Below are 26,574 nucleotides of genomic sequence, written 5' to 3'. Positions count from 1 at the left end.
GTGACGGGGAGCGGGAGCAGTGTTTGCGGCGGTGGTGGCGGGAGGCGGTGGGTGGTGGTGCCCGTCCGGCGGCGGTGACGGGAGGCGGTGGGCGGTGGTGCCCGTCCCGCGGTTCGGCCCGGTCACGGCGTGGGAGCGCGAGCGCGGGGCCGAGTGTCAGTGGCACGTGGCAGGATCGGGGTCGTGGCGAAGACAGCATCGAAGAAGACCGACAGCACCTCCGGCGGCCGTCCGCGGCTGATGCTCATGGACGGGCACTCGCTGGCGTATCGCGCGTTCTTCGCGCTGCCCGCGGAGAACTTCACGACCGCGACGGGCCAGCCGACCAACGCGATCTACGGTTTCGCGTCGATGCTGGCCAACACGTTGCGCGACGAGTCGCCCACGCACTTCGCGGTGGCGTTCGACGTCTCCCGCAAGACCTGGCGGTCTCAGGAGTTCACGGAGTACAAGGCGAACCGCTCCAAGACCCCGGACGAGTTCAAGGGCCAGGTCGAGCTGATCGGCGAGCTCCTGGACGCGATGCACGTCTCCCGGTTCGCCGTCGAGGGCTTCGAGGCGGACGACGTGATCGCCACGCTCGCCACACAGGCCGAGGCCGAGGGCTTCGACGTGCTGATCGTCACCGGCGACCGGGACTCCTTCCAGCTGGTCAGCGAGCACACCACGGTCCTGTATCCGACCAAGGGCGTCTCCGAGCTGACCCGGTTCACTCCGGAGAAGGTCTTCGAGAAGTACGGACTGACCCCCGCGCAGTACCCCGACTTCGCGGCGCTGCGCGGCGACCCGTCCGACAACCTGCCGGGCATCCCGGGCGTCGGCGAGAAGACGGCCGCCAAGTGGATCAACCAGTTCGGATCGTTCGCGGAGCTGGTCGAGCGCGTCGACGAGGTCAAGGGCAAGGCCGGGCAGAACCTCCGCGACCACCTGGAGTCCGTCAAGCTCAACCGCCGGCTCACCGAGCTGGAGCGGCGGGTCGAGCTGCCGAAGACGGTCGGTGACCTGGAGCGGCCCGCGTACGACCGCAAGGGCGTCGCGGTGATCCTGGACACCCTGGAGATCCGCAACCCGTCCCTGCGGGAGCGGCTCTACGCCGTCGACCCCGGCGCGGAGGAGGCCGAGGAGACACCGGTCCTGGTGGACGGCGTGGAGCTGGACGGCACGGTGCTGAGCACGGGTGAGCTGGCCGGCTGGCTCGCCGAGCACGGCACGCGGCCCCTCGGCGTGGCCACGGTCGACACCTGGGCGCTGGGCACCGGCTCGGTCACCGAGGTCGCGCTCGCCGCGCCCGACGGGAAGGCGGCCTGGTTCGAGCCGTCCGAGTTGGACGAAACCGACGAGACGGCGCTCGTGGCCTGGCTGTCCGACGCGGACCGGCCGAAGGTCTTCCACAATGCGAAGGGCGCGATGCGCGTCTTCGCCGAGCACGGCTGGAGCGTCGCCGGGGTGGGCATGGACACCGCGCTCGCCGCCTACCTGGTCAAGCCGGGCCGCCGCTCCTTCGACCTGGACGCGCTGTCCCTGGAGTACCTGCACCGCGAGCTGGCCCCCGCCGCCGCGGCCGACGGCCAGCTGGCCTTCGGCGCGGACGACGGCGCCGAGGCCGAGGCGCTGATGGTGCAGGCCCGCGCCATCCTCGACCTCGGTGAGGCTTTCGAGGGCCGCCTGGCCGACGTCGGCGCCGCGGACCTGCTGCGCGACATGGAGCTGCCCACGTCCGCGCTGCTGGCCCGTATGGAGCGGCACGGCATCGCGGCAGACCGCGCCCACCTGGAGGCCATGGAGCAGATGTTCGCGGGCGCCGTGCAGCAGGCGGTGAAGGAGGCGCACGCGGCGGCCGGCCGCGAGTTCAACCTGGGCTCGCCCAAGCAGCTCCAGGAGGTTCTCTTCGGCGAGCTGAACCTCCCCAAGACCAAGAAGACCAAGACCGGCTACACCACCGACGCCGACGCCCTGGCCTGGCTGGCGGCCCAGACCGACAACGAACTGCCGGTGATCATGCTCCGCCACCGTGAGCAGGCCAAGCTGCGCGTCACGGTCGAGGGGCTGATCAAGACGATCGCCGCGGACGGCCGTATCCACACCACGTTCAACCAGACGGTCGCCGCGACCGGCCGCCTCTCGTCCACGGACCCCAACCTGCAGAACATCCCGGTCCGTACCGACGAGGGCCGCGCGATCCGCCGTGGCTTCGTCGTCGGCGAGGGCTTCGAGTCCCTGATGACCGCCGACTACAGCCAGATCGAGCTGCGGGTGATGGCCCACCTGTCCGAGGACGAGGGCCTGACCCAGGCGTTCACCTCCGGCGAGGACCTGCACACCACCGCCGCCGCGCAGGTCTTCTCCGTGGAGCAGTCCGCGGTCGACGCGGAGATGCGCCGCAAGATCAAGGCCATGTCGTACGGCCTGGCGTACGGTCTGTCGGCCTTCGGCCTCTCCCAGCAGCTGAACATCGAGGCCGCCGAGGCCCGTGGCCTGATGGACGCCTACTTCGAGCGGTTCGGCGGGGTACGGGACTATCTGCGCCGGGTCGTCGACGAGGCACGGGCGACGGGTTACACGGCGACGCTCTTCGGTCGCCGCCGGTACCTGCCCGACCTCAACAGCGACAACCGGCAGCGCCGTGAGGCGGCCGAGCGCATGGCACTGAACGCCCCGATCCAGGGCACGGCGGCCGACATCGTCAAGATCGCCATGCTCAACGTGGACAAGGCGCTGCGCGAGGCCGGCCTGCGGTCCCGCATGCTCCTCCAGGTCCACGACGAAATCGTCCTGGAGATCGCCCCCGGCGAGCGCGCGGCGGCGGAGGAACTCGTCCGCCGCGAAATGGCTGACGCGGTGCGGCTCAGGGTGCCCTTGGGCGTCTCGGTGGGCGTGGGCCCGGACTGGGAGTCGGCAGCGCACTAGCCTCCGGCGGTTGGCGGTTGGCGGTTGGCGGTGGCGCTTGGTGGTGGGCGGTACGGGGCCGGGGAGTGGTGCGGGATTCCGGCCCCGCGTCGTCCCCGCGGCCCACGCCGCGCGAACTCGCCGTGCCGGGGCACGGGGCGTCGGGCGCGGTCGCTGGGCCGGGGCACGGGGCGTCGGATGCGGTCGCCGGCCGGCCGACGCCGCCGCTCCCGCGGTCCCGCCCGCCCCGCCGGGCCCGTCACTCAGGTGGCCCCCGAGGAAACGCCCCCGCGCCTGTCGCCCGTGAGGATGCGGGCATGGGTATACGCATGCTCCACCACCGGACGACACCGGCACGGGCAAGCACAGACGGACCCGCCCGTCTGCCTTTCCTACGGGTTCCGGTCGTCGCGCCGGGCGCGAGTACCGGCCGCGTTCCCGTCACTCTCACGACGGCCCTGCGCCGCACCGCGGCCGGCCTCCGCCGCGGACTCGCCCACCGGGACCCTGCCGCCGCGCCCCCGCGCGAGACGCCAGCCTGGAGCCTGTGGGCCGACCTGGCCCGCGGCTACCTGGCGCTCGCCCGCACGCTGCTGCCGCGGTCCCGCCCCGCACACAACTTCACCGTGTTCGTCGCGAAGGCCGACGCCCTCAGCGCGCGACCCGGCGGTCCGGCTCCGTACCGACGTCTTCCGGGCTTCCGGGGACCGGAGCCCGACGCAGCGCCCTGACCCCCACTGCGTACAGCAACAGCCCCGGGACGAGCCCCGCGCCCACCCCGAAGCACACCGTGGGGATCAGCTCCCAGGGCTTCGCGGCGGATCCCCAGGAGTCCCACCACCGGGTCGCCCGCTGCACCGCCCCGGCCACCGCGCAGCCGCCCAGCACCGCCCAGGCCCAGCACCGGTCCCCCGCCGAGAGGACCGGAACGCCCGGCGGCTCGGCCCGGGGCACCCGGCGCAGTGCCCGTACCAGGAACACGGCGATGACGACCGCGGCCACCGCGGAACCGCCGTACTGGAGGTACCAGTACAGCGGTGAGCCCGCGATCTCCCGGCCCAGGACCGGGAACACCCGCATCCCCCAGCGGTCGAGGTGCGTGAACGCGTCCCACACCACGTGCGTCAGCGCCCCCAGCACCGCCGACGCGTACCACCGCACCACGAGGGACGGCCGTACGCGCGCGCGTGGCGCCCCGCAGCGCAGCAGGGCGGCGGCGCGTGACTGCCGGGCCCGCGGCAACAGGGCCACCAGCGGCTCGCGGATCAGCAGCCACAGGCCCACAAGCGCCCAGGCGATGATCACATCGGTGGTGAAGACGCCCGGGAAGGAGTGGGTGACATCCCCGAACTCCATCGCCCCGGACAGGAAACTCGCCGCGTAGTAGGTCACGTCGGGCGAGAAGGAGCCCGCCACCAGCACGGCCGGGACCAGCCGCCCCCGGCCGGTCCCGTCGCCCCGTACGGCGGGCAGCACGGCGGCCGCATGACTGAGGGTGAAGGGCAACGAAACTCCTCTTATGGCCAACCGGTGAATATCGGGCACGAACGGGTGCCCGTGCAAAGCAAGTTGTCGTAGGGTCGCCTGCGGCACCGTACTGGTCGGACAGACGAACACCATGCTCGGAAAGTTGCGGTGCAACCATCGCCACGGACCGGTCGTCACAACAGGGCGGGTACAACGGGCGGAACAGCCGAAAGGCTGACGGAGACAGACGCGCACGCGTCCACGGGAGGGGTTCACTCTATGGCGGCGCAGTTCGACAGGAGACTCCGCAAGGCGGCGGTCACCACCACCGTGGCGGCGGTCGCGGTCGCGGCCCTGTCCGCGTCCCAGGCTCCCAACGTGACGGCCGACGCCCACGGCAGACAGACCACCGCCGACAACGTGCCGGCGTCCGACACGCCCCCCACGGAGAGCGCCACCGGCAACTCGCCGTACTACACGGACCTGCCGCCGCTCAACAGCCCCAGCCCCGCACCGACCATCGGCACCCCCGCCTCCCGTGGCACGGCCGAGGCGGGCATCCCCGCGACCGTCCTCGACGCCTACAAGAAGGCCGAGTCGGCGCTGCGCCAGTCCAAGCCCGGCTGCAATCTGCCGTGGCAACTCCTTGCCGCCATCGGCAAGGTGGAGTCGGGCCAGGCCCGCGGCGGTCGAGTCAGCGCCGACGGCACCACCACCAGCCCCATCATCGGCCCGCAGCTCGACGGCAACGGCTTCGCGCTCATCAAGGACACCGACAACGGCGTCTACGACGGCAACAGCACCTACGACAACGCCGTCGGCCCCATGCAGTTCATCCCCTCCACCTGGGCCTGGGCGAGCCGTGACGGAAACGCCGACGGCAAGGCAGACCCCAACAACATCTACGACGCCGCGCTCGCCGCCGGCCACTACCTGTGCCGCTTCGACTGGGACCTGTCCACCCAGGCCGACCTCGACCGCGCCATACTCAGCTACAACAACTCGCAGGACTACCTGCGTACGGTCCTGTCCTGGCTGGAGCACTACCGCAAGGGCACCCACGAGATCCCGGACGGCACCGGCACCCTGCCCGTCGACCGCAGCGACGACAACCCCGTGACCGTGCCCAGCCCCTCGCCCGGCGGAACCGGCGCGACCACCGGCCCCCAGGCCCCGGGCACGCAGACGCCCAGCCCCGGGAATCCGGTCGACCCCACCGCGCCCACCAAGCCTTCGGACCCCGGCACCGGCTCCCCGAGCCCCGGTCCGTCCGCACCGACCGATCCCGGGTCACCGTCCGAGAACCCGACCCCCACCGACACGGTGCACCACCTGGAGAACGCCGGCACCACAGGTCTCACCGCGATCGCGGGCGACACGTTCGCCGAGAAGATCAGCACCCGCGCCGAGACCAAGGCGGGGAAGGCCGTCGGCAAGGTACGGATCCGCTTCACCATCGTGGGAGACACGGACGCCACCTTCACCGGCGGCGAGAAGGTCGCCGCCGTCGCCACCGACGACGCCGGCGTGGCCGTCGCGCCCTCGCTGGTGGCGGGTGAGGAGACCGGCGGTTTCACCGTGCGGGCCACCGTCGTCGGCCGCACCGTCGCCGGTCTCGACTACAAGGCCACCGTCACCCAGCGCGTCGCCGACGCCCTCGCGCGCACCGGCGACACCGTCCTGACGTGCACGCCGGGCGGCGAGTTCGCCGACCGGGTCGAGGTGCGGGCCACACACCGGGGCGCAGCCGCGGACAAGGTCGCCGTCACCGCCACGCTCGTCAAGTCGGTGCTCGACCCGGCCGAGAACGACAAGGGCCCCTACTTCAAGGACGCCGACGGCAAGGCGGTCCGCACCCTGACCGGTCTGAAGACCGGCGCCAAGGGCCTGCTGCAGCTGCCGAGACTGTACGCGGACGACACCACCGGCACGTTCGTGCTCCGCCTCACCACCGCGGGCGGCGCCACGCTCGACGTCCGTCTGAAGGTGGCGGGGACGGAGCCGTCGCCGGGCCCGTCCACCGAGTCGCCCGACGCCTCGCCCAGCCCCTCCACCGAGCCGTCGACCGAGCCCGACGCGTAGATCCTGCTGCTCCCGTCCGGACGGCCGAGGGCGCCCCTCCGCTGCGGCGGCGGGACGCCCTCGGGACGTCGTCACTCCGTCACTCCGTCACGCCGTCACTTCCCGAGCCGGGCCTTCGTGTGCCGCGTCGGCTCCGCCGTGGCCGGGTCCTCGGGCCACGGATGCTTCGGATACCGGCCGCGCAGCTCCGCCCGTACGCCGTTGTAGCCGTCCTTCCAGAAGGAGGCCAGGTCGGCGGTGACCGCGGCCGGACGGCCGGCGGGGGAGAGGAGGTGGACCAGGAGCGGCACCCCGGCGATCTCCGGTGAGTGCTGGAGCCCGAACATCTCCTGCAACTTCACCGCGAGGACCGGCTGCCCGGGGTTGTCGTAGTCGATCCGGATCCTGGATCCACTGGGCACGACGATCCGCTCCGGGGCGAGTTCGTCGAGCCGCGCCGCCTCCCCACCCGCCCAGGGCAGCAGCCGCGCCAGCGCCTGCCCGGCGTCGATCCGCGCCAGGTCGGCCCGTCGCCGGGCCCGGCTCAGCTCGGGTTCCAGCCACTCGTCCACGCGCGCGTGCAGCGCGTCGTCACGGACGTCGGGCCAGGGCTCACCGAGCCGCAGCCGCAGAAAGGCGAGCCGCTTGCGCAGCACGTCGGCGTCGGCCGACCAGCGCAGCAACCCGAACCCCTCCTGCCGCAGCCCCTCCAGCAGCGCGTTCCGCACGAGAGCGGGGTCGGCGCCGGCCGGCGGCCGCACCGCGAGCTCCACGGCCCCGAGCCGTTCGACACGCCGGGCCACGACGTCACCGTCGCCCCAGCGCACCTCGTCCCGCTCCTCCAGCAGCGCCCCCGCCGCGAGCCGGGCCGTCGCCTCGTCGACGACCGCCCCGAGCTGCACGCGCGCGTGCCCCTTCCCCACGGGCCGGTCGGCCACGGCGACGGCGATCCACGGAGCGCCCCGCAGCGCCGACGTATCCGACAGCTCGGCCCGGGTGCCGGAGGCCATCAGGTACGAACCGCCGTCCTTCCTGGCCACCCGTTCGGGGAAGGCCAGAGCGGCCACCAGCCCGGCGAGAGCGTCCTCGGCGAGGCCCGGCTCCCGCCGGCCTTCCCCCTGCCCCACGGCGCCCCGCAGTCGCCTCACCTCGGTCCGCCACCGAGTCCCGTAGGCATCGCCGCCCCGCCGAGCGGCCCGCAGCGCGGACGCCAGATCGTCTCCGTACTCCCGCGGCGGCTCCTCACTGAGCAGAGCGACCACCTCCGCCACCGCGTACGACGTCCCCGCACGGAGGCCGCCCGCACCGGCCGTGCCTTCCCTGCCGAAAGCGCTCCCGTCCGAGGTGCTCCCGTCCGAGGCGCCCCCGCCCGAGATGTCTCCGTCCGCCGTGCCGGTGTCCGAGGTTCCTCCGTCCCGGACGCTCCCACCGGAGGCCCCCGCGCCCGGCACCCCCGCGTCGAGCAGTGCCCGCCCCAGCCGCGGATGCAGGCCCAGGCGGGCCAGTCGTACGCCACGCCCGGTGGCCCGGCCGGCGGAATCCACCGCGCCCACGGCCGTCAGCACGGACCGCGCCGCCGCCATCGCCCCGCCCGGCGGCGGATCGAGCAGCGCCAGCCCGGACGCGTCCGGGTCACCCCAGCAGGCCACCTGCAACGCGAACGCCGTCAGGTCGGCCACCTTGATCTCCGGCGCCGGGAAACGCGGCAGACGGGCGTCCTCCGCCTCCGCCCAGCAGCGGTACACCGCACCCGGAGCCTCACGCCCCGCCCGCCCGGCCCGCTGCCGTGCCGCCGCCCGCGAGGCACGTACCGTCGTCAGCGCGCTCAGCCCGCGCGCGTGGTCCACCCGCGGCTCCCGCGCCAGCCCCGCGTCCACGACCACCCGCACGCCCGGAACCGTCAGCGACGACTCGGCCACCGAGGTCGCCAGCACCACCCGGCGCCGCGCCCCGGGAACCAGCACCGCGTCCTGCACGGCCGCCGGCGCCCGCCCGTGCACCTGGAGCACGTCGACATCCCCGAGGCTCCCCAGCTGTCCGGCGACCCGGGTGATCTCCCCGACGCCCGGCAGGAAGCACAGCACGTCCCCGTCCCGCTCGGCCAGCGCCCGCCGCACCACCGACGCCACGTGCGCGAGCAGCGCCGGGTCCACCCGCATCCCGTGCGGCGGCCGTACCGGACGCGCCGGCGGCGCCCACACCACCTCCACGGGGTACGACACGCCCTGCGCCTCGACGACCGGCGCCCCGCCCAGCAGCCGGGCCCAGCCCTCCGCGTCGGTCGTCGCCGACGCGGCCACCAGCCGAAGCTCCGGCCGCAGCGCCTGTCGCACGTCCCACAGGAACGCCGCCGTCGTGTCCGCGTCCAGATGCCGCTCGTGGCACTCGTCGAGCACCACCACGTCGACGCCCGTCAGCTCCTGGTCCCGCTGGAGCCGCTGCAACAGCACACCGGTCGTGACGACCTCCACGCGCGTGTGCCGTCCGACGACGCGTTCCCCGCGCACGGTGTACCCGACGCTCGCGCCGGGCCTCTCACCCAGCAGCCACGCCATGCGCCGGGCCGCCGCCCGCGCCGCGATCCGCCGCGGCTCGGCCACGACCACGCGCCGCTCGGGCCCCTCGCCCAGCAGTCCGGCCAGCGCGAGCGGCACCAGCGTCGTCTTGCCGGTGCCGGGCGGCGCGACCAGCACCGCGGTGCCGTGCCCCTCCAAGGCGTCGTGCAGAGCGGGCAGGGCACCGCGTACGGGCAGGGCGTCCAGGGCGTCGTAACGGATCACGCCCCCAGTGTCGTACGCCGGCGGAACCACCGATCGCGCGCGCGTGCGACCGCCGGCCGACTCAGTCCCGCTCGCACACGAAGATCGCCGTCCCCGGGATGAGCTGCCCGCGCAGCGGCGACCAGCCGCCCCACTCGGAGGTGTTCCACTCCGGCCACTCCGGCTCCACCAGGTCCACCAGCCGGAACCCCGACGTCACGACGTCCCGGACGCGGTCGCCGAGCGTCCTGTGGTGCTCCACGTACACCGCGCGGCCCTCGTCGTCCTGCTCGACGTACGGCGTGCGGTCGAAGTAGGAGGCCGACACCGACAGCCCCTCGGGGCCCGGCTCGTCCGGGAACGCCCAGCGCAGCGGATGCGTCACGGAGAAGACGAAGCGGCCCCGGGGACGCAGCACCCGGTGCACCTCCCGCAGCACCAGCCGCGGGTCGGCGACGAAGGGCAGCGCCCCGTACGCCGAGCACGCCAGGTCGAAGGAGCCGTCCGCGAAGGGCAGCACGGTCGCGTCGGCGCAGACCAGAGGGAAGGCGCCGCCGATGCGCAGGGCGTGCTGGAGCTGGCGGTGGGAGAGGTCCAGGGCCACCGGCCGGGCACCCTGGGCGATCAGCCAGCGCGAGCACTGGGCGGCGCCGGCACCGATCTCCAGGACGTCCTTGCCCTTCAGGTCCTCCGGCGGGCCGAGCAGCTCGGCCTCCACCTCGTCCAGACCCTCGGGACACCACACGAAGCGGTCGTCGCCGAGGAAGGTGCCGTGCTCGACCTGGTACTCGTCCGCGTTCCGGTCCCACCAGCCGCGGTTGGCGCGGGAGCTCTCCGTGACACCGGCGACACGCCGGGTGGCCTCGGGCTCGGCCCCTGTGGCTTCGGATGCTTCGGGCTCTTGGATGACCGGCTCCCTGGTACTAGTCTGCGGGCTCTTCTTGGTCTGCGGGCTCTTCCGCGCCGCCTGTCCCGCGTGTCACGAAAGGGACGTCCGGGGGTCCACGTGGCCTCAGGAGACGGCTTTTGTGCCGGGTATGCGACGATCCGCCCCGGGTGTGCGGCTTCGCGCATTGACCCTGCCCGGCTGTCCCCGTATGCTACAAGTTGCGCTGCGGGCCTGCGCACCTCAGACGTAGCAGGTCGCGCTCGCATCTGTTGTATGTCCCCTCGGTTCATGAGGTGTCATCCGTGTTTTCCGGTGACGCTTCCTTGGCTGTCCGGCTTCTGCAGAGCGAAACGGGCTCCCGGCGTAAGCAGTACCTACGACTTCAATGTCCGTACCGGAGCCCTTTCCCACATGACGAGCAGCACCGAGACCACCGCCACCACCCCGCAGGTTGCGGTCAACGACATCGGTAACGAGGAAGCCTTCCTCGCCGCGATCGACGAAACGATCAAGTACTTCAACGACGGCGACATCGTCGACGGCGTCATCGTGAAGGTCGACCGGGACGAGGTCCTGCTCGACATCGGTTACAAGACCGAAGGTGTCATCCCGAGCCGCGAGCTCTCGATCAAGCACGACGTCGACCCCAACGAGGTCGTCGCCGTCGGTGACGAGATCGAGGCCCTTGTTCTCCAGAAGGAGGACAAGGAAGGCCGCCTGATCCTCTCGAAGAAGCGCGCCCAGTACGAGCGGGCCTGGGGCACCATCGAGAAGATCAAGGAAGAGGACGGCATCGTCACCGGTACCGTCATCGAGGTCGTCAAGGGTGGTCTCATCCTCGACATCGGCCTCCGCGGCTTCCTCCCGGCCTCCCTGGTCGAGATGCGCCGTGTCCGCGACCTCCAGCCCTACGTGGGCAAGGAGCTCGAGGCGAAGATCATCGAGCTGGACAAGAACCGCAACAACGTGGTCCTGTCCCGCCGTGCCTGGCTGGAGCAGACCCAGTCCGAGGTCCGCCAGACGTTCCTCACGACCCTCCAGAAGGGTCAGGTCCGTTCCGGCGTCGTCTCCTCGATCGTCAACTTCGGTGCCTTCGTGGACCTGGGTGGCGTCGACGGTCTGGTCCACGTCTCCGAGCTGTCCTGGAAGCACATCGACCACCCCTCCGAGGTTGTCGAGGTCGGCCAGGAAGTCACCGTCGAGGTCCTCGACGTCGACATGGACCGCGAGCGTGTCTCCCTGTCGCTGAAGGCGACCCAGGAAGACCCGTGGCAGCAGTTCGCCCGCACCCACCAGATCGGCCAGGTCGTGCCCGGCAAGGTCACGAAGCTGGTGCCGTTCGGTGCGTTCGTCCGCGTGGACGAGGGCATCGAGGGTCTGGTCCACATCTCCGAGCTGGCCGAGCGCCACGTGGAGATCCCGGAGCAGGTCGTCCAGGTCAACGACGAGATCTTCGTCAAGGTCATCGACATCGACCTCGAGCGCCGTCGCATCAGCCTCTCGCTGAAGCAGGCCAACGAGGCCTTCGGTGCCGACCCGTCGACGGTCGAGTTCGACCCGACCCTGTACGGCATGGCCGCGTCGTACGACGACCAGGGCAACTACATCTACCCCGAGGGCTTCGACCCCGAGACCAACGACTGGCTCGAGGGCTACGAGACCCAGCGCGAGGCGTGGGAGACCCAGTACGCCGAGGCGCAGACCCGCTTCGAGCAGCACCAGGCGCAGGTCATCAAGTCCCGCGAGGCGGACGAGAAGGCCGCTGCCGAGGGTGTCGACACCGCGGGTGCGGCTCCGGCCGCGTCCGGTGGTGGCGGCGGCGGCTCGTACTCCTCCGAGGGCGGCGACAACTCCGGCGCCCTGGCGTCGGACGAGGCGCTTGCCGCGCTGCGCGAGAAGCTGGCCGGCGGTCAGAGCTGAACGCAGGCTGAGCAGGAGCTCATCAACGAGCGGTAGCTCGTGAACCGAGGGCCCGCACCCTTCCCGGGGTGCGGGCCCTCGGCGTGTCCTCCGCCCAACCCGAACTTCCGCCCACCCCGGCTTCCGCCCGCCCCGACCTTCGCCGTCCCGCCCTCCGCTCCGCCCGCCCGACCCTCCGCCTGTTCGACGCCTGTTCGATGCACGGACGGGGAATGCCCGGGCCGGGACCCTTGTTGTCCAGTACGAACACCAGGAGGGGAGCGGTCACTGTGCTTGATCCGCAGGGTTTGTACGCATGGGAGCCGAAGGGCTTGGCCGTCGTCGACATGGCACTCGCCCAGGAGTCGGCGGGGCTGGTCATGCTCTACCACTTCGACGGATACATCGACGCCGGCGAGACCGGCGACCAGATCGTCGACCAGGTCCTCGACTCGCTGCCCCACCAGGTCGTCGCCCGCTTCGACCACGACCGACTCGTGGACTACCGGGCGCGCCGGCCGCTGCTGACCTTCAAGCAGGACTCCTGGACGGACTACGAGGAACCCACCATCGAGGTGCGGGTCGTCCAGGACGCCACCGGAGCGCCCTTCCTGCTGCTCTCGGGGCCTGAGCCGGACGTCGAGTGGGAGCGCTTCGCCGCGGCCGTGCAGCAGATCGTCGAGCGGCTCGGCGTCCGCCTCTCGGTCAGCTTCCACGGCATCCCCATGGGCGTTCCGCACACCCGCCCCGTCGGCATCACCCCGCACGGCAACCGCACCGACCTGGTGCCGGGCCACCGCAGTCCCTTCGAGGAGGCGCAGGTCCCCGGCAGCGCCGAGGCGCTCGTCGAGTACCGCCTCATGCAGGCCGGCCACGAGGTGCTGGGCGTCGCCGCCCACGTGCCCCACTACATCGCCCGCTCCCCCTACCCGGACGCGGCGCTGACCGTCCTGGAGTCGATCACCGCGGCCACCGGACTGGTCCTGCCCGGCATCGCACACTCCCTGCGCACGGACGCCCACCGCACCCAGACGGAGATCGACCGGCAGATCCAGGAAGGCGACGAAGAACTCACCGCTCTCGTGCAGGGCCTGGAGCACCAGTACGACGCCGCCGCGGGCGCCGAGACCCGCGGCAACATGCTCGCCGAGCCCGTCGAGATCCCCTCGGCGGACGAGATCGGCCGCGAGTTCGAACGATTCCTTGCGGAGCGGGAAGGCGAGGGCTGACGCCACCCCATCGGCCTGCGGGACAGGCCACCGCCGGCAGGCCCTAAGCTTCCGCTCATGCTGAAGGTTGGCCTGACCGGCGGAATCGGCGCCGGCAAGAGCGAGGTGTCGCGGCTGCTCGTCGAACACGGCGCCGTACTGATCGACGCGGACCGGATCGCGCGCGAGGTCGTCGCGCCGGGGACCACGGGGCTCGCCGCGGTCGTGGAGGCGTTCGGAGAGGACGTACTCGCCGAGGACGGCAGCCTGGACCGGCCGAAACTCGGGTCGATCGTGTTCGCCGACCCGGAGAAACTGGCCTCGCTGAACTCGATCGTGCACCCTCTGGTCGGCGCCCGCTCCAGCGCCCTGGAGGAGGCCGCCTCGGACGACGCCGTCGTCGTCCACGACGTCCCCCTGCTCACGGAGAACGGCCTGGCACCGTTGTACGACGTCGTGGTCGTCGTGGACGCCGACCCCGCCACCCAGCTCGACCGGCTGGTACGGCTGCGCGGCATGACCGAGCAGGACGCCCGCGCGCGCATGGCCGCCCAGGCGACGCGCGAGCAGCGGCGGCAGATCGCGGACGTGGTCATCGACAACGACGTACCACTGGACGAGCTGCGGTCCCGCGTCGGAGAGGTGTGGGCCGAACTGACCCGCCGAGCGCACGCACCGCGCTGAACGGCGCGTCGAACCCGGACGCCCAGGGACTGCCATCCGGCGACCCGGCCGCCCCGGCCGCCCCAGGAATAGCGGTCCGCGGGCGGGCGTTGATCCCCTTCAGTGAGGGAAGGACTCTGCCGTGGCCGACACCAGCGGTTCGACCGGACGTACTCCGGAGACGGATGTCATCGACTTCCGTGCCGCCGAGCAACTGCTCGCGGCGCGGGACCCCCAGGGCGCGGTGAAACTGCTCGACGCAGTCATCGCCGCGCATCCGGAGAGCACTGCCGCGCGGCTGCTGCGCGCGCGTGCCTTCTTCGCTGCGGCGCAACTGAGACCGGCCGAGCTGGAGTTCACGATCGTCCTGGAGCGGGAGCCGGACAACGCGTTCGCCCACTTCGCGCTCGCCCGCACCTATGAGCGCCGTGGATGCCCCGACCAGGCCCGGCGCCACTTCCGGCTGGCGGCGGCTCTGGACCCCAACCCGGAGTACTTGCAGCAGGCGCGGTTCGACTCCTGACGGTCAGCTCTTCGGAGGCCCGTCCGGCGACTTGTCCGGAGGCCTGTCCGGCGACCTGTACGGCGATCCGTCCGGAGGCCTGTACGGCGGGATGCCCGGCCCGGGTTGGTAGTGGGGGCCCTGCCTGATGTGCCGGTGGATCACGGTCAGGTCGATCGTGACGACGAGCCACAGCACTCCGCAAGCGAGCGCCCACCCCGGTCGCCCGACGAGCGCGAAGGCGGCCGTTCCGAAGATCGCCCAGACCAGTCCCCACACGCACAGCCAGAAACGTGCCCGCAGGGCACTGCGCGCGGTTGTCGGTTCACTGCCAGTACGCATCGGATCGCCACTCCTGTGGAAAACATACTCCGGGAGCCGACGAGGGGAAAACGACGAGGGGGAACGACCGTGCCACCGGACCGACCCGTCCTGCCGGACGCCGACGCCCTGCCCGAGGTACTGCTCGACCTGGCGGTGCCGCACGAGGACATCAACACACTGGTGGGACTGAGCGGGGCGGTGGCGCACGACGCCGGAGTCACACGGCTGCTGGAGGAGTGCGTCCAGGAGCTGGTGCGGGACCTCGGAGAAGTGGCCGGGGACGACGCGGGCCGGAGGGGCGTGCGGCGGTTCGGGGAGCGTCTGGCCGAGGTGCCTCAGGCGCTGGGCGGATACTTCGCCGCGTACGTGTTCGTCGCGGCCCTGCCGTACACGCGCGCGTACCACCGAGAGCGCGGCATCCCGTCCGAGGTCACCCGGCACACCCTCGCCGACCTGGGACGGAACATGGCGAGCCACCGCAGGCGGCACGGCACGGGCGGGGTGCGGGCGCCGCAGTGGCTGGTGCACCACTTCCGGGGAGAGCTGTACCAGCTGGGGCGGCTGCAGTTCGAACGGGCCACGATCGGGCAGCGCACGGCACCGGTGCTGCGGAAGGCCGGGCTGGACGCGGTGCCGGGCGAGCCCTGCCTGAACCTGCACATCCCGGACTACCGCGGCCCGCTGACACCGGCCGCCTGCGACCGCTCGCTCACACGCGCCGGGGACTTCTTCCGGCGGCACTTCCCCGAGGAACCGTACCGCGCCGCGATGTGCCACTCCTGGCTTCTCGACCCGCAACTGAAGCGGTACCTGGCCGCGGACTCCAACATCGTCCGATTCCAGGAACGCTTCCGGGTGGCCCGCGAGGAGACCGAGCCTGCCGACGAGGAACCCGTCCGCTTCGTCTTCGGAAACCCCTGCCTGCCGGCCGAGGGGCTGCCGCGGCGCACCTCGGTGGAGCGGGCCGTCGGGGACCATCTGCGGGCGGGCGGCCACTGGTACATCGGGCACGGCTGGTTTCCCTTCTGACGGCTGGCTTCCGTTCTGACGACAGATGGTCGTTCCGCAGACCGGCCACCGTTCTGATCGTGCCGGCGGTGGGCGGGCCTGCGTGCCGGCGGTGGGCGGGCCTGCGTGCGTTCACTCGGTCGGGTGAACCGATGTGAGGTGGGAACGAGTGTGTGGGGGCGGCCCGTTGGACGGGCATGGAGCTGAAATTGCGAGAGGGACACCAGGGGACGGGGCCCGGAGCCATCACCCCGGACGGCTGCGCGGTCGAGCTCTACTCGCGGCTGCCCGCCGGAGACGAGCCGGCCGTCGTCGCTGCCGCCGTGCCCGGGGGAGCGCGCATCCTTGAGCTGGGCAGTGGGGTGGGACGCATGACCCATCCGCTGCTGGAGCGGGGGTTCACCGTCACAGCGGTGGACGAGTCCGCCGAGATGCTGGAGCACGTGCACGGAGCCCGGACGATATGCAGCCCGATCGAGGAGCTCAACCTGGGCGAGGACTTCGACGTGGTGATGCTGGCGTCGTTCCTCGTGCACACCGGGGACGTCGAGGTGAGACGGGGACTGCTGCGCACCTGTGCCAGGCATGTCGCGGAGGACGGCTGCGTACTGATCCAGCGGGAGGGCGCGGACTACCACACCGACTTGCCACGTGAGCGGGTGGACCCCAGCGGCTTCACCGTGCGGATCGTGTCGGCGGAGCCGGTCGGAGACGGCGTCAACTCGGTACGCGCGGAGTACGAGTTCCCGGACGCTGTCTGGACGCAGACCTTCCGGGCCCGGCCGCTGACCAAGGAGCAGTTCGAGGAGGCACTGGAGGAGGCAGGACTGGAGGTGGACCGGTATCTGACCGACGACGGGACTTGGGTGAGGGCGATACCAATGCCTCGGAGATAGCGGATCGCCGATGAGTTTCGGGCCGACGAGCGGTCTCAACTCCTGACAGCATCACGGACCGCTCGACTCAGGAGACCCCATGTCCGAGACCACCGCCCCCCTCGCTACCGCTGCTTCCGCCGCACCCGTCAACGCCCCGGACTCCGTCACGCCGACCCGCGGGCGAGGCGCCCGGATCACCCTGCGCACGGTGCAGGTGCTCCTCGCGCTGTTCTTCGCCGTCGCGAGCGCTTTCCCCAAGCTGATCGCGCACTCCTCGGCGGCCGAGACCTTCACCGAGATGGGCTGGGGCAACGCGGGCATGTACGTCATCGGGGTCCTCGAACTGGCCGGAGCCGTCGGACTGTTGATCCCGGTGCTGCAGTCGGTGGCGGCGACGGCGCTGAGTGCGCTGATGGTGGGCGCCTTCGTGGTCCAGCTCAGCTACTTCGACGGGGAGCAGGCGGTGACGCCGCTCGTCCTGATGGTGCCGCTCCTGCTCGTGGCCTGGGCCCGCCGCGAGCACAACGCGGAGTTGCCCCGGCTGGTGCGGGCCCGCCGCGGCTGAGCACCCTCGACGGTGCATGCTTTCCGGACTGCGCATGGATTACGGACTGCGCATGCCTTACGGACGGTGCGTGTCTGTCAGGGCTTGGTCTCGGCGTCCTTCCGGGAGCGGCTGAGCGCCTCCAGTCCGCGCAGGCGTTCCAGCTCGCGGCGGTCGCGCTTGGTCGGGCGGCCGGCGCCGCGGTCTCGGATGCCGGCCGGGGCGACGGCCTCGCGGGGCGGGGGCGGCGGGGAGTTGTCGATGTAGCACTGCGTGGCTACGGGGGCCCCGACGCGCTTGCGGATCAGCCGCTTCACGACGACGACGCGTTCCCTGCCCTCCTGCCGCAGGCGCACCTCGTCTCCGACGCGCAGGGAGTACGCGGGCTTCACGCGCTCGCCGTTCACCCGGACATGGCCGCCTCGGCAGGCGGTCGCGCCGAGGGAGCGGGTCTTGATGAGGCGGACAGCCCAGATCCAGCTGTCCACGCGGACGGTCTCGCCGTTCTGCGGCCCGGCCGCCTCGGCGGCGGCGATCGCGGCGGCGGTCTTCGCGTCGGCCGGGTCGGGCTTCGGCGCGGTGGCCTTGTCACCAACCGTGTCATCGGCCGTCGCCCCGGCCGTCGTCCGGGTGGTGTCCTGTAGGCCGGTCACCCCGCCGTCCCTGCCCTCGTCATGCTCGGAAGCCATGGCTCGACCTTAACCGCACGGACCGGTGAGAGGGGCGCCTATTCTGCCCCGCCGACCCGGCCCAGGGCCCCGGGGCCCGCCCGCCTCGCGGTCCAGCGTGTTCCGTCACGTTCCGGGGATGGTCTTACGGTGGAAGCATGGACATCAGGGGCCTCTCCGTACTCGACCAGCGGATCGCGGGGTGCCGGGCCTGTCCGAGGCTGGTCTCCTGGCGGGAGGAGGTAGCCCGTACCAAGCGGGCGGCCTTCGCCGACTGGACGTACTGGGGCCGGCCGGTGCCGGGCTTCGGCCCGCCGGACGCGCGACTGCTGATCGTGGGGCTCGCCCCCGCGGCCCACGGCGGCAACCGCACCGGCCGGATGTTCACCGGCGACCGCTCCGGAGACGTGCTGTACCAGGCGTTGTACGACGTGGGTCTCGCCTCGCAGCCCACCGCGGTCCGTGCCGACGACGGCCTGGAACTGTACGGCGTGCGCATCACCTCGCCGGTGCACTGCGCCCCGCCCGCCAACAAGCCCACCCCCGCCGAGCGCGACACGTGTCGTTCCTGGCTCGTCCAGGAACTGGGCCTGCTGCGGCCGACGCTGCGGGCCGTGGTGGTACTGGGTGCCTTCGGCTGGCAGGCGGCGCTGCCCGCGTTCGCCGAGGCGGGCTGGCCGGTGCCCCGTCCCCGTCCCGCCTTCGCGCACGGCGGGCACGTCACGCTGGACGCCCCCGACGGGGTGGGCCTGGACCTCTTCGGCTGCTTCCACGTCAGCCAGCGCAACACGTTCACCGGCCGGCTCACCCCCGAGATGCTCCGGGAGGTGCTGCGCACGGCGGCCGAGGCGGCGGGGCTGCCCGGCCGGTAAAGGGGATGAGCCGTTCCGAGCCGACGGCGTACGGTGCCCCGATGGGCCTGTATCCGGAGATCGAACCGTACGACCACGGCATGCTCGACGTCGGCGACGGCAACCGCGTCTACTGGGAGACCTGCGGTAACCCGCACGGCAAGCCCGCGCTGGTGCTGCACGGGGGACCGGGGTCCCGCACCAGTCCCGACCTCAGACGGTACTTCGACCCCGCCGTGTACCGGATCGTCCTCCTCGACCAGCGTGGCGCCGGACGGTCGGTTCCCCGGGCGAGCGACCACGACACCGACATGAGCGTCAACACGACCACCCACCTCATGGCGGACCTGGAGCGGCTGCGCGCCCACCTGGACATCGAACGCTGGCTGGTGTGGGGCGTGTCGTGGGGATCGGTCCTGGGCCTGCGGTACGCGCAGACCCACCCGGGTGTGGTGTCCGAGCTGGTGCTGACCGGGGTAGCGACCGGATCCAGCGCCGAAGTGGCCCTCCTGACCCGCGGGCTGGGAAAGATCTTCCCCGAGGCCCACGAGCGGTTCCTCGCCGAGTTGCCGGCCGGAGACCGCGACGGCAACCTGGCCTCGGCGTACAACCGGCTGCTGGAGTCACCGGACGCCGCGGTCCGGGAACGGGCCGCGCGTGCCTGGACCGACTGGGAGACGGCGATGATCCCAGCGCCGCCACGCTCGGTCGCCCGGTTCGAGGACCCGGACTTCCGCATGGGCTTCGCGCGTACCGTCACGCACTACTGGGGCAACGACCACTTCCTCGGCGACGGTGACGGCAACGGCGACGGTGACGACGAGGGCGTGGTCCTGAGGGACGCGCACCTGCTGCGGGGCATCCCCGGCACCCTGGTGCAGGGCAGCCTGGACTTCGGCAACCTGCTCGGCATCGTCTGGCGGCTCCACCACGCCTGGCCCGACAGCGAGCTGGTGGTCGTGGACGAGGCCGGGCACGACGCCGGGGCGACCGGTGACGCCGTACTGGTGGCGGCGACGGACGCGTACGCACGCACCGGTGCCTGAGGCGCCGCCGCGGGGTGCGGCCGCTCCACGCACGGTCGGCCACCCGGCCGCATCAGCGTCCCTGGGCAGTACACCTAGGGCCGCCACACGTACCGCACGTCCGGCTCCCGCTCCTCGTTGCCGGTGCCGTCCGTCCACTCCACCGCCGTGAAACCGTGCTGCTCGTAGAAGCGGTGTGCGGGCGCGTTGACCTGAAAGGTCCACAAGGAAAGCCCGTCCGGTCTGCGTTCCTTGGCCAGTGCGACGAACCGGTCCCCGATTCCACGCCCCCGCCAGTCCGGGGCGAGGTACAACTGCGACAGCTCCTCTTCCTCCAGCACCATCACGCCGACGACATCACGGCCGGCCGCCTCCGCCACCCATGTCTCGTGCAGGGGCACCACCACGTGGCGGAAGTAGTCCAGGACCTCCTCGTCGGTGCGGGGCCGGACCACGGTCGGCAGTGCCGCGGCGAAGGACCGCAGCCAGACATCGGCCGCCGCCCGGGCGTCGTCGCCCGACGCGCGCCGCAGGACGACCGGTTCCGCCCCCTCCCGGCTCACGGACGTATCTCCTCCGGAACGACCGCCGTCGCCGTGATCTCCACCAGCTGCCCCGGGTACCCGAGACAGCTCACCCCGAGCAGCGTCGAGGAGTGCGGTCCTGCGCTGAGCCCGGATGCCTCGACGACGTCCCAGACGGCGGACAGCGCGGCGGTCTCACCGCTCACCACGTACACATCGGTCGAGAGCACGTGCCTCAGCTCGCTCCCGACAGCGCGCAACTGCTCGGTGAGGTTCGCGATCACCTGCTCGGCCTGACGGACCGGGTCGCCCTCCCCGACCAGCTTCCCCTCCGCGTCGAGCGGAACGGACCCGGCCAGGAAGGCGAGCTTCGTGCCGGCTTCGACGACGGAGGCATGGGAATAGGCGGGCGGCGGAAAAAGGCCGGGCACGTCGACGCGCTGGATCACGTGGGCTCCTGGGGCGGTCCGGAGAACGGGCAACTTCCTGATCATCGGTACTCCGGACCTCCTCCGCATCCGAATTTCCCTCGCGGCCCGCGACCCGGCCGCCTAGGCTTCCGGCGTCCGTCACGCCGCCCCACCGCCAGGAGTCCGAAGCAGTGCCCACCCTCACCGACCAGGACTTCCTCGACACGACCGCCGACCGGCTCGCCGCCCTCCCCGCCGTCCGGGCGGTCACCCTCGGCGGCTCCCGGGCCCGGGGCACCCACGGGCCCGACAGCGACTGGGACCTGGCGGTCTACTACCGGGGCGCCTTCGACCCGGACGACGTGCGTGCCCTCGGCTGGCCCGGCGACGTCTCCGAGATCGGCGGCTGGGGCGGCGGTGTCTTCAACGGCGGCGCCTGGCTGACGATCGACGACCGCCCGGTCGACCTGCACTACCGCGACCTCGACGTGGTGGAACACGAGGTGGCTCAGGCGGAGGCCGGGCGTTTCGGCGTCGAGCCGCTGATGTTCCACCTGGCGGGCATCCCGACGTACCTGGTCGTCGCGGAGCTCGCGATCAACGAGGTGCTGCGCGGCGAACTTCCCCGCCCCGCCTACCCGCGGGCCCTCCGCGCCACCGCCCCCGAGCGCTGGTACGGCGCGGCCACGGCCACCCTCGCCTACGCCAAGGCCGGCCACGCGCCCAAGGGCGCCCTCACCCAGGTCGCCGGCGCGATCGCCCTCGCCGCGACCCAGACGGCGCACGCGGTACTGGCGGCGCGCGGGGAGTGGGTCACCAATGAGAAGGGACTGGTCGAGCGGGCCGGCCTGGGCGGGATCGACGTACTCCTGACTCAGCTCTCGCCGCTTCCGGTGCCGTTGGCGCGGTCGGTCTCCCAGGCCGAGGAACTGCTGCGCGGGGCCATGGAAGCAGCCCTGCATGGCCAGGTGTAGCTGACCCGCCCTCCCGGCGTGCGGGACCCGGACGGGGCCCCGGGCCGGGGTCTGCTCATGGCCGGCGACCTCGCGGCGGACGACTGGAGCGTCGCAGTGCCCCGTGACCGCTGACCAGGCTCACGGGGCACTGACCGTGTCTGCGGCCAGCGGCCGACCATGCCCCGGTGGCCCCGGTGGCCCCGGTGGCCCCGGTGGCCCCGGTGGCCCCGGTGGCCCCGGTGGCCCCGGTGGCCCCGGTGGCCCCGGTGGCCCGGTGGCCCGGTGGCCCGGTGGCCCGGTGGCCCGGTGACCCGGTGGCCCGGTGACCGGTGACTTGGGGACCTGGCGAGCCTGGCAGCCGGCCGGGGTGCCTGATCCGAGGTGACGACCGGCCGGTCGTCACCTCCCCGAAACACGCTCGTTCCCGCGCCCTCGAAAGCCCGACGTACGCTTACCGACACGCCCCACAGCCCGGCCACCGTCGCCCGAAGGCTCACCTCCGCCTCCGCCCGGACGACAGGAGCTCGCGTTTCGTGCACCGCGCCGCCCTCACCCTCCCGCCCTGGCTCGCCCACGCCCTGAACGCCCAGCGCGGGCCCGTCCCCTGGAGCGCGGTGATCCGGGGCGCGCTGGCCGGCGGGCCGCTGCTGCTCGCCGCCGTGCTCGCCGACCGGGCCTCCCTGGGAGTCGTCGCCGCCATCGCCGCCATGCTGGCCGGGATCAACGACCGGCCGGGCAGCCGCCGTGCCTCCGTGCGGCGCATCGGTGTGCCCGCGCTCGCGGGAGGGGGCGGGTTGCTCGTCGGGACGTACGCCGGGCAGCATCTCGGGGCCGTACCGCTGACCCTGGTGCTGACCGGGCTCGGACTGGTCGCCGGGGGTGTCAGCGCCGTCGGGGCCGTGGCTTCCGGGGCCGGGACGCAACTGCTGGTCACGAGCGCCGTCGGGGCCGGGATGCCGCTGCCCGGCCCCGGGTGGCAGAGCGTGCTGGCCTTCCTCGCCGGTGCCGGATGGCTGCTCGCGCTGCGGCTGGTCCTGCCCACGCCCGGCTCTCTCACCGGAGACCTCCGCCTCGGTTCCCGCCCCGGTTCCCGCCCCGGTTCCCGCCTCGACTTCCGCTTCGACGGGGAGCGGGTGGCCGTCGCCGATGTCTACGACGCCGTCGCCGCGCTCCTGGAGGCGGTCGGTACGGAGCACGCCGCCGCTCGCCGGGCCGCGCTCACCGCCGCCCTCGACCACGCGCAGGACGCGCTCGCCGGGCCCCGGCTGCGGCGCCCCGCCTCGTCTCCGGCAGAACGGAGACTGCATGCCCAGTACGCCGCCGCGCTGCCCCTCGGCGAGGCCGCGACCGCGCTCGCCTGGGCGGAACGGGCCGTGCCCGCGCGGGCCGCCGATGGGCCCCGGCGGCTCGCCGCTGCCGTCCGCGGCAGCACCCACGCCGGCCCCCTGCCCGCCCCCAGCCGCACCGACCCCGCCCTGCGCGCCCTCGACGACGCACTCCTGCACGCCGCCGAGGCCTTCGACCGGGGCAGGGGCCGGGACCTGCACACCCGCAGGCGGCCGGGTACCTCCCCGGTACGCACCGTCCTCGGTGCCGGCGGACGGGAGTACGGGCTGCGCGTCGGCCTGTGCTTCGGGGCCAGTGCCGCCGTCGCGCAGGTCCTGCACCACGGGCACTGGTACGGGTCGCACCAGCACTGGTACTGGCTGCCCGCAACCGCCGTCTTCCTCGTCAAGCCCGACCTCGGCCCGCTCGTGTCCCGGGTGCTGTGCCGGGCGGCCGGGACCGTCCTCGGGGCGGTCCTCTTCGCCGGGTTCGCCGCCCTGCTGCCCCGGCCGGACGGACTCGTCGCGCTGGTCGCCGTCTGCGGTGCCCTCGTGCCGGTCGCCGCGCGGCACTTCGCCGCCCAGACCACCGTCGTCACCGTCCTCGTCCTGTCCCTGGTCATGGTGGGCGGCGAACCCCAGGCATCCCTCAGTCGCATCGGGGAGACGCTACTGGCCTGCGCGATCGTGCTGGTCGTCGGACATCTGCCGTTGCCGGGGCAGCGGGGAGGCGGCGTCCGTGCCCGCACCGAGGCCGCAGACGCCGCCGCGCAGGCCTACCTCGCCCACGTACTGAGCGAGTCCGACGACCGCGCCACCCGGTGGACGCTGCGCCGCGAGGCCTATCGCACGCTTGCCGAGGCCCGCGCCGCGATCGCCCTCGCCGCCGCGGAACTGCCCGCCCTGGCCCGGCACTCCGCGGGCGCGGAGGAGGTCGCCTCGGTCCTGGAACGGCTCGTCGACACCACCACCGCGTGTGCCGTGCACCTTGACGACACCGGCGGGCTCACGGCCCGCCACACCGAACGGCTCGCCGGACTGCGGGACGAACTCGACGAGCGGCGCGGGCACGTGGGCCGGCCCCGTACGTTGACGGGATGACGCCTTCTTCCCATGAGAAGCCGAAGCCCGCTGATTCCCATGAGCAGCCCGCCGACCTCGTGATCACCGGCTGTACCGTCCTCGTCCACGACGACCGGGAACGGATCGGCTTCGAGGAGGACGCGGCCGTCGTCGTACGTGACGGAGTCGTCGATTCCGTGACGACGACCGCCGCCGTGGCCGGCCTCCCCGCGGCCGACCGCATCGACGCACACGGCCAGGTCGCCCTCCCCGGCCTGATCAACTGCCACACGCACGCGCCGATGGTCGCCCTGCGCGGGCTCGCGGAGGACCTGCCCACCGAGGAGTGGTTCAACGACGTCGTGTGGCCCGTCGAGTCCAACCTCACCGAACGGGACGTGGAGCTGGGCGCCCGGCTCGCCTGCGCCGAGATGATCCGCGCCGGCGTGACGACGTTCGCGGACCACTACTTCGCCATGGACGCCGTCGCCACCGTGGTCGCCGAGTGCGGGATGCGGGCGCTGCTGGGCCAGGCCTACTTCTCGTCGCAGGGCCCCGAAGGGCGGGAGAGGTCGCTGGAGTTCGCGCTGCGGCACCGGGGCTTTGCGAACGGCCGGATCACGACGGCCCTGGCCCCGCACGCCCCCTACACCGTGACCGACGCCGACCTCGCCGCCACCGCCGCACTCGCCCGCGACCACGGCCTGCCCGTGCATCTGCACGCCGCCGAGAACCGCGGCCAGACCGACACCAGCCTCGCCCGGCACGGGGCCACCCCGATCGAGGTACTGGAGCGCGCCGGCATCCTCGACGCCGACGTGCTCATCGCGCACGGCACCGGCATCGTCGAGGCCGATCTGCCGATCCTCGCGCGCGCGGGCGGCCGTACGGCTGTGGCGACCGCGCCCCGCGGGTACCTCAAGTTCGCCTGGCCCACCACCACACCCGTGCGAGCCCTGCGCGACATCGGCGTCCCCGTAGGACTCGCCACGGACGGCGCCGCCTCCAACAACTCCCTCGACGTGTGGGAGTCGATGGCCCTCACGTCCCTGATCCAGAAGTCCACCGAGGGCGACCCGCGGTGGCTGACCTCCCGCCAGGCCCTGCACCACGCCACGGTGCAGAGCGCCGACGCGGTCGGCCTCGGCGACACCGTCGGCCGCATCGCGCCGGGCCGGCGGGCCGACCTCGTCCTCGTCGACCTCACCGGGCCGCACACCCAGCCCGTGCACGACCTCGCCGCCACCCTCGTGCACAGCGCACGGTCCGCGGACGTGCGCACGACGATCGTCGACGGGCGCGTCCTCATGCGGGACCGCCGGCTGCTGACCCTCGACGTCCCCGCGGTGGTCCGGGAACTGGGGGAGCGGCTGCCCGCCCTGACCGACCGCCGTCACGGCCGGCGCGTCCAGGAGTACGACACCTGAAGACCGTACGGAGCTGAACACCGAGGTCAGCGGCTTGCCGGCGCCCTCCCGAAAAGAATCTTGCCGAGTCGCGATGAGTTCCGCTCCGCCCACCGGTCACCACCCCTGACGGACCGTCGCGTGTCGCACAGGAGGAGCTGGACCCATGACGCTGCCCGAGATCGTCACCCGCGCGAACTGGCGCGCGGCGCGCGAGGCCTTACTGGTCAAGGAGAAAGCGGCCACCCGCGCGCGTGACGCGCTCAACGCCGAGCGGCGTGGGCTGCCCATGGTGGAGGTCGACAAGGAGTACGTGTTCGAGGGCGGCGACGGCAAGGGCACGCTGCTCGATCTCTTCGAGGGACGCGACCAGCTCGTCGTCCACCACTTCATGTTCGCGCCCGAGTGGGATGCCGGCTGCCGCAGCTGCTCGGCGTTCCTGGATCAGGTGGGTCACCTCGCGCACCTCAGGGCCCGCGGTACGACGTTCGCGGCCGTCTCGCGGGCCCCGTACCCGAGGATCCTGCCGTTCAAGGCAAGGATGGGCTGGACGCTGCCCTGGTACTCGTCCTACGTCAGCGACTTCAACACCGACTTCGAGGCGACCCTCGAACACGAGGGCGAGCTCGTCGAGCGGCCCGGCATCAGTTGCTTCCTGCGGGACCGCGACCGGGTCTTCCACACCTATTCGACGTACGAACGCGGCCTCGACGGACTCGGCTCGACCGGCAGCCTGCTCGACCTGACCGCGCTCGGCAGGCAGGAGCAGTGGGAGAAGCCCGAGGGGCGGGCGTCGGCCCTTGGTGCGCCTGCGGGAAGCGAGAGCATCCGTTACCACGACGAGTACGAGGACTGACACACACCGTAACGAAAAGACCCGAACGGCTGAGGCGCCGCTCACACTTTGCGGTGAACGAGTGTCAACTACGTCTCAGTACCATCACCGGGTGAGGCGTTCGCTCCATGGTTGGCGTTTGACTCTACGAGTACAGCGCTACATGGAGGTGCGGGGTGAACGGGCGAACGGTGCTCGAGCGTTTTCCCGCCGGCGGGCCGCGAGGGTCCTGGCCGGCGGAGGAGTTCGCGAACGCGCGGCGTCTGGAGGGCCTGCCCGCCGAGGTCGTCATGGACCTCGCCACGGACATGTTCCTGGTCATCGTCCGCGGCGACGCCGCCGGCGGCTCGGCGGCCTGAACGCGGCGGCGCCGCCGCGGCGAAGGGGGTCCGTCGTCGAGCGGCTGTCGGAGATCCTGACCGAC

General features: G+C 72.5%; 23 protein-coding genes. 16 read left to right on the top strand and 7 right to left on the bottom strand.

The window, feature by feature from the left end:
* Positions 1–183: 183 nt before the first annotated feature.
* Positions 184–2,907 carry a DNA polymerase I gene (gene polA / locus ACH4F2_RS16540; RefSeq protein WP_398133406.1) on the top strand — a complete coding sequence of 908 codons (2,724 nt, stop codon included), beginning with the start codon at positions 184–186 and terminating at the stop codon, positions 2,905–2,907.
* Positions 2,908–3,537: 630 nt separating this feature from the next.
* Here polA and ACH4F2_RS16535 read toward each other — a convergent pair.
* Positions 3,538–4,392: a DUF4184 family protein gene (locus tag ACH4F2_RS16535; protein WP_398133405.1), complete on the bottom strand. Its 855-nt coding sequence runs from the start codon at positions 4,390–4,392 to the stop codon at positions 3,538–3,540.
* Between the two features lie 240 nt (positions 4,393–4,632).
* Between ACH4F2_RS16535 and ACH4F2_RS16530 the strand changes: the two genes are divergently transcribed.
* The gene (locus ACH4F2_RS16530; protein WP_398133404.1) at positions 4,633–6,435 is read left to right on the top strand and encodes a lytic murein transglycosylase; all 1,803 of its coding nucleotides are present in this window, start codon (positions 4,633–4,635) and stop codon (positions 6,433–6,435) included.
* 95 nt (positions 6,436–6,530) lie between these two features.
* On the opposite strand, the gene ACH4F2_RS16525 is transcribed toward ACH4F2_RS16530, so the two are convergent.
* Both ACH4F2_RS16525 and ACH4F2_RS16520 read right to left on the bottom strand, forming a co-directional pair.
* The gene (locus ACH4F2_RS16525) at positions 6,531–9,194 is read right to left on the bottom strand and encodes an ATP-dependent RNA helicase (protein WP_398133403.1); all 2,664 of its coding nucleotides are present in this window, start codon (positions 9,192–9,194) and stop codon (positions 6,531–6,533) included.
* 61 nt (positions 9,195–9,255) lie between these two features.
* Positions 9,256–10,080, bottom strand: a complete 825-nt coding sequence (locus tag ACH4F2_RS16520; RefSeq protein WP_398133517.1) for a class I SAM-dependent methyltransferase — start codon at positions 10,078–10,080, stop codon at positions 9,256–9,258.
* A gap of 393 nt (positions 10,081–10,473) precedes the next feature.
* Here ACH4F2_RS16520 and rpsA point away from each other — a divergent pair, with 393 nt between their 5' ends.
* From rpsA to ACH4F2_RS16500, 4 genes are all read left to right on the top strand, one after another.
* A complete protein-coding gene (gene rpsA, locus ACH4F2_RS16515) occupies positions 10,474–11,982 on the top strand; it encodes a 30S ribosomal protein S1 (protein WP_003976820.1) in 1,509 nt (502 codons plus the stop codon).
* A 269-nt stretch (positions 11,983–12,251) separates the two neighbouring features.
* Complete coding sequence (locus ACH4F2_RS16510) at positions 12,252–13,190, top strand: PAC2 family protein (RefSeq protein WP_398133402.1); 939 nt, start codon at positions 12,252–12,254, stop codon at positions 13,188–13,190.
* A 57-nt stretch (positions 13,191–13,247) separates the two neighbouring features.
* Positions 13,248–13,853: a dephospho-CoA kinase gene (coaE, locus tag ACH4F2_RS16505; protein ID WP_398133401.1), complete on the top strand. Its 606-nt coding sequence runs from the start codon at positions 13,248–13,250 to the stop codon at positions 13,851–13,853.
* 121 nt (positions 13,854–13,974) lie between these two features.
* Positions 13,975–14,355 carry a tetratricopeptide repeat protein gene (locus ACH4F2_RS16500; protein WP_398133400.1) on the top strand — a complete coding sequence of 127 codons (381 nt, stop codon included), beginning with the start codon at positions 13,975–13,977 and terminating at the stop codon, positions 14,353–14,355.
* 3 nt (positions 14,356–14,358) lie between these two features.
* Here ACH4F2_RS16500 and ACH4F2_RS16495 read toward each other — a convergent pair whose 3' ends face one another.
* Complete coding sequence (locus tag ACH4F2_RS16495) at positions 14,359–14,676, bottom strand: DUF6343 family protein (RefSeq protein ID WP_398133399.1); 318 nt, start codon at positions 14,674–14,676, stop codon at positions 14,359–14,361.
* Positions 14,677–14,745: 69 nt separating this feature from the next.
* Here ACH4F2_RS16495 and ACH4F2_RS16490 point away from each other — a divergent pair, with 69 nt between their 5' ends.
* The 3 genes from ACH4F2_RS16490 (at position 14,746) to ACH4F2_RS16480 (ending at position 17,109) form a co-directional block, all read left to right on the top strand.
* A complete protein-coding gene (locus tag ACH4F2_RS16490) occupies positions 14,746–15,687 on the top strand; it encodes an acyltransferase domain-containing protein (RefSeq protein WP_398133398.1) in 942 nt (313 codons plus the stop codon).
* Between the two features lie 188 nt (positions 15,688–15,875).
* Positions 15,876–16,562 (top strand): class I SAM-dependent methyltransferase, encoded by a 687-nt coding sequence (locus ACH4F2_RS16485; protein ID WP_398133397.1) that lies wholly within the window; start codon positions 15,876–15,878, stop codon positions 16,560–16,562.
* Between the two features lie 79 nt (positions 16,563–16,641).
* Positions 16,642–17,109 carry a DoxX family protein gene (locus tag ACH4F2_RS16480; RefSeq protein ID WP_398133396.1) on the top strand — a complete coding sequence of 156 codons (468 nt, stop codon included), beginning with the start codon at positions 16,642–16,644 and terminating at the stop codon, positions 17,107–17,109.
* 77 nt (positions 17,110–17,186) lie between these two features.
* On the opposite strand, the gene ACH4F2_RS16475 is transcribed toward ACH4F2_RS16480, so the two are convergent.
* On the bottom strand, positions 17,187–17,777 hold the full coding sequence (locus ACH4F2_RS16475) for an RNA-binding S4 domain-containing protein (RefSeq protein WP_398133395.1): 591 nt from the start codon (positions 17,775–17,777) through the stop codon (positions 17,187–17,189).
* Positions 17,778–17,914: 137 nt separating this feature from the next.
* Here ACH4F2_RS16475 and ACH4F2_RS16470 point away from each other — a divergent pair, with 137 nt between their 5' ends.
* On the top strand, positions 17,915–18,628 hold the full coding sequence (locus tag ACH4F2_RS16470) for a uracil-DNA glycosylase (RefSeq protein ID WP_398133394.1): 714 nt from the start codon (positions 17,915–17,917) through the stop codon (positions 18,626–18,628).
* Positions 18,629–18,669: 41 nt separating this feature from the next.
* Entirely contained in the window at positions 18,670–19,653 is a 984-nt protein-coding gene (gene pip / locus ACH4F2_RS16465) for a prolyl aminopeptidase (protein ID WP_398133393.1), read from the top strand.
* Between the two features lie 74 nt (positions 19,654–19,727).
* Here the strand turns inward: pip and ACH4F2_RS16460 are convergent, their stop codons facing one another.
* Positions 19,728–20,195: a GNAT family N-acetyltransferase gene (locus ACH4F2_RS16460; RefSeq protein ID WP_398133392.1), complete on the bottom strand. Its 468-nt coding sequence runs from the start codon at positions 20,193–20,195 to the stop codon at positions 19,728–19,730.
* Positions 20,192–20,605 carry a RidA family protein gene (locus ACH4F2_RS16455; protein WP_398133391.1) on the bottom strand — a complete coding sequence of 138 codons (414 nt, stop codon included), beginning with the start codon at positions 20,603–20,605 and terminating at the stop codon, positions 20,192–20,194. Before ACH4F2_RS16455 ends, ACH4F2_RS16460 begins: the two co-directional genes overlap by 4 nt.
* Positions 20,606–20,757: 152 nt before the next feature.
* Between ACH4F2_RS16455 and ACH4F2_RS16450 the strand changes: the two genes are divergently transcribed.
* The 5 genes from ACH4F2_RS16450 (at position 20,758) to ACH4F2_RS16430 (ending at position 26,509) form a co-directional block, all read left to right on the top strand.
* Positions 20,758–21,540, top strand: coding sequence for a nucleotidyltransferase domain-containing protein (locus ACH4F2_RS16450; protein ID WP_398133390.1), 783 nt, complete (start codon positions 20,758–20,760; stop codon positions 21,538–21,540).
* A gap of 515 nt (positions 21,541–22,055) precedes the next feature.
* Positions 22,056–23,948, top strand: coding sequence for an FUSC family protein (locus tag ACH4F2_RS16445; protein WP_398133389.1), 1,893 nt, complete (start codon positions 22,056–22,058; stop codon positions 23,946–23,948).
* Positions 23,945–25,336: an amidohydrolase gene (locus ACH4F2_RS16440; protein ID WP_398133388.1), complete on the top strand. Its 1,392-nt coding sequence runs from the start codon at positions 23,945–23,947 to the stop codon at positions 25,334–25,336. The genes ACH4F2_RS16445 and ACH4F2_RS16440 overlap by 4 nt, the downstream gene beginning before the upstream one ends.
* A 145-nt stretch (positions 25,337–25,481) precedes the next feature.
* Positions 25,482–26,171 carry a DUF899 domain-containing protein gene (locus ACH4F2_RS16435; protein WP_398133387.1) on the top strand — a complete coding sequence of 230 codons (690 nt, stop codon included), beginning with the start codon at positions 25,482–25,484 and terminating at the stop codon, positions 26,169–26,171.
* A 155-nt stretch (positions 26,172–26,326) separates the two neighbouring features.
* Entirely contained in the window at positions 26,327–26,509 is a 183-nt protein-coding gene (locus ACH4F2_RS16430; protein WP_398133386.1) for a hypothetical protein, read from the top strand.
* Positions 26,510–26,574: the final 65 nt, after the last annotated feature.

This window comes from Streptomyces sp. NPDC017890 (assembly GCF_044328675.1).
Lineage (GTDB): Bacteria > Actinomycetota > Actinomycetes > Streptomycetales > Streptomycetaceae > Streptomyces.
The sequence above is the reverse complement of the archived record's forward strand: the minus strand, read 5'-3'. Positions and strand labels throughout refer to the sequence as shown.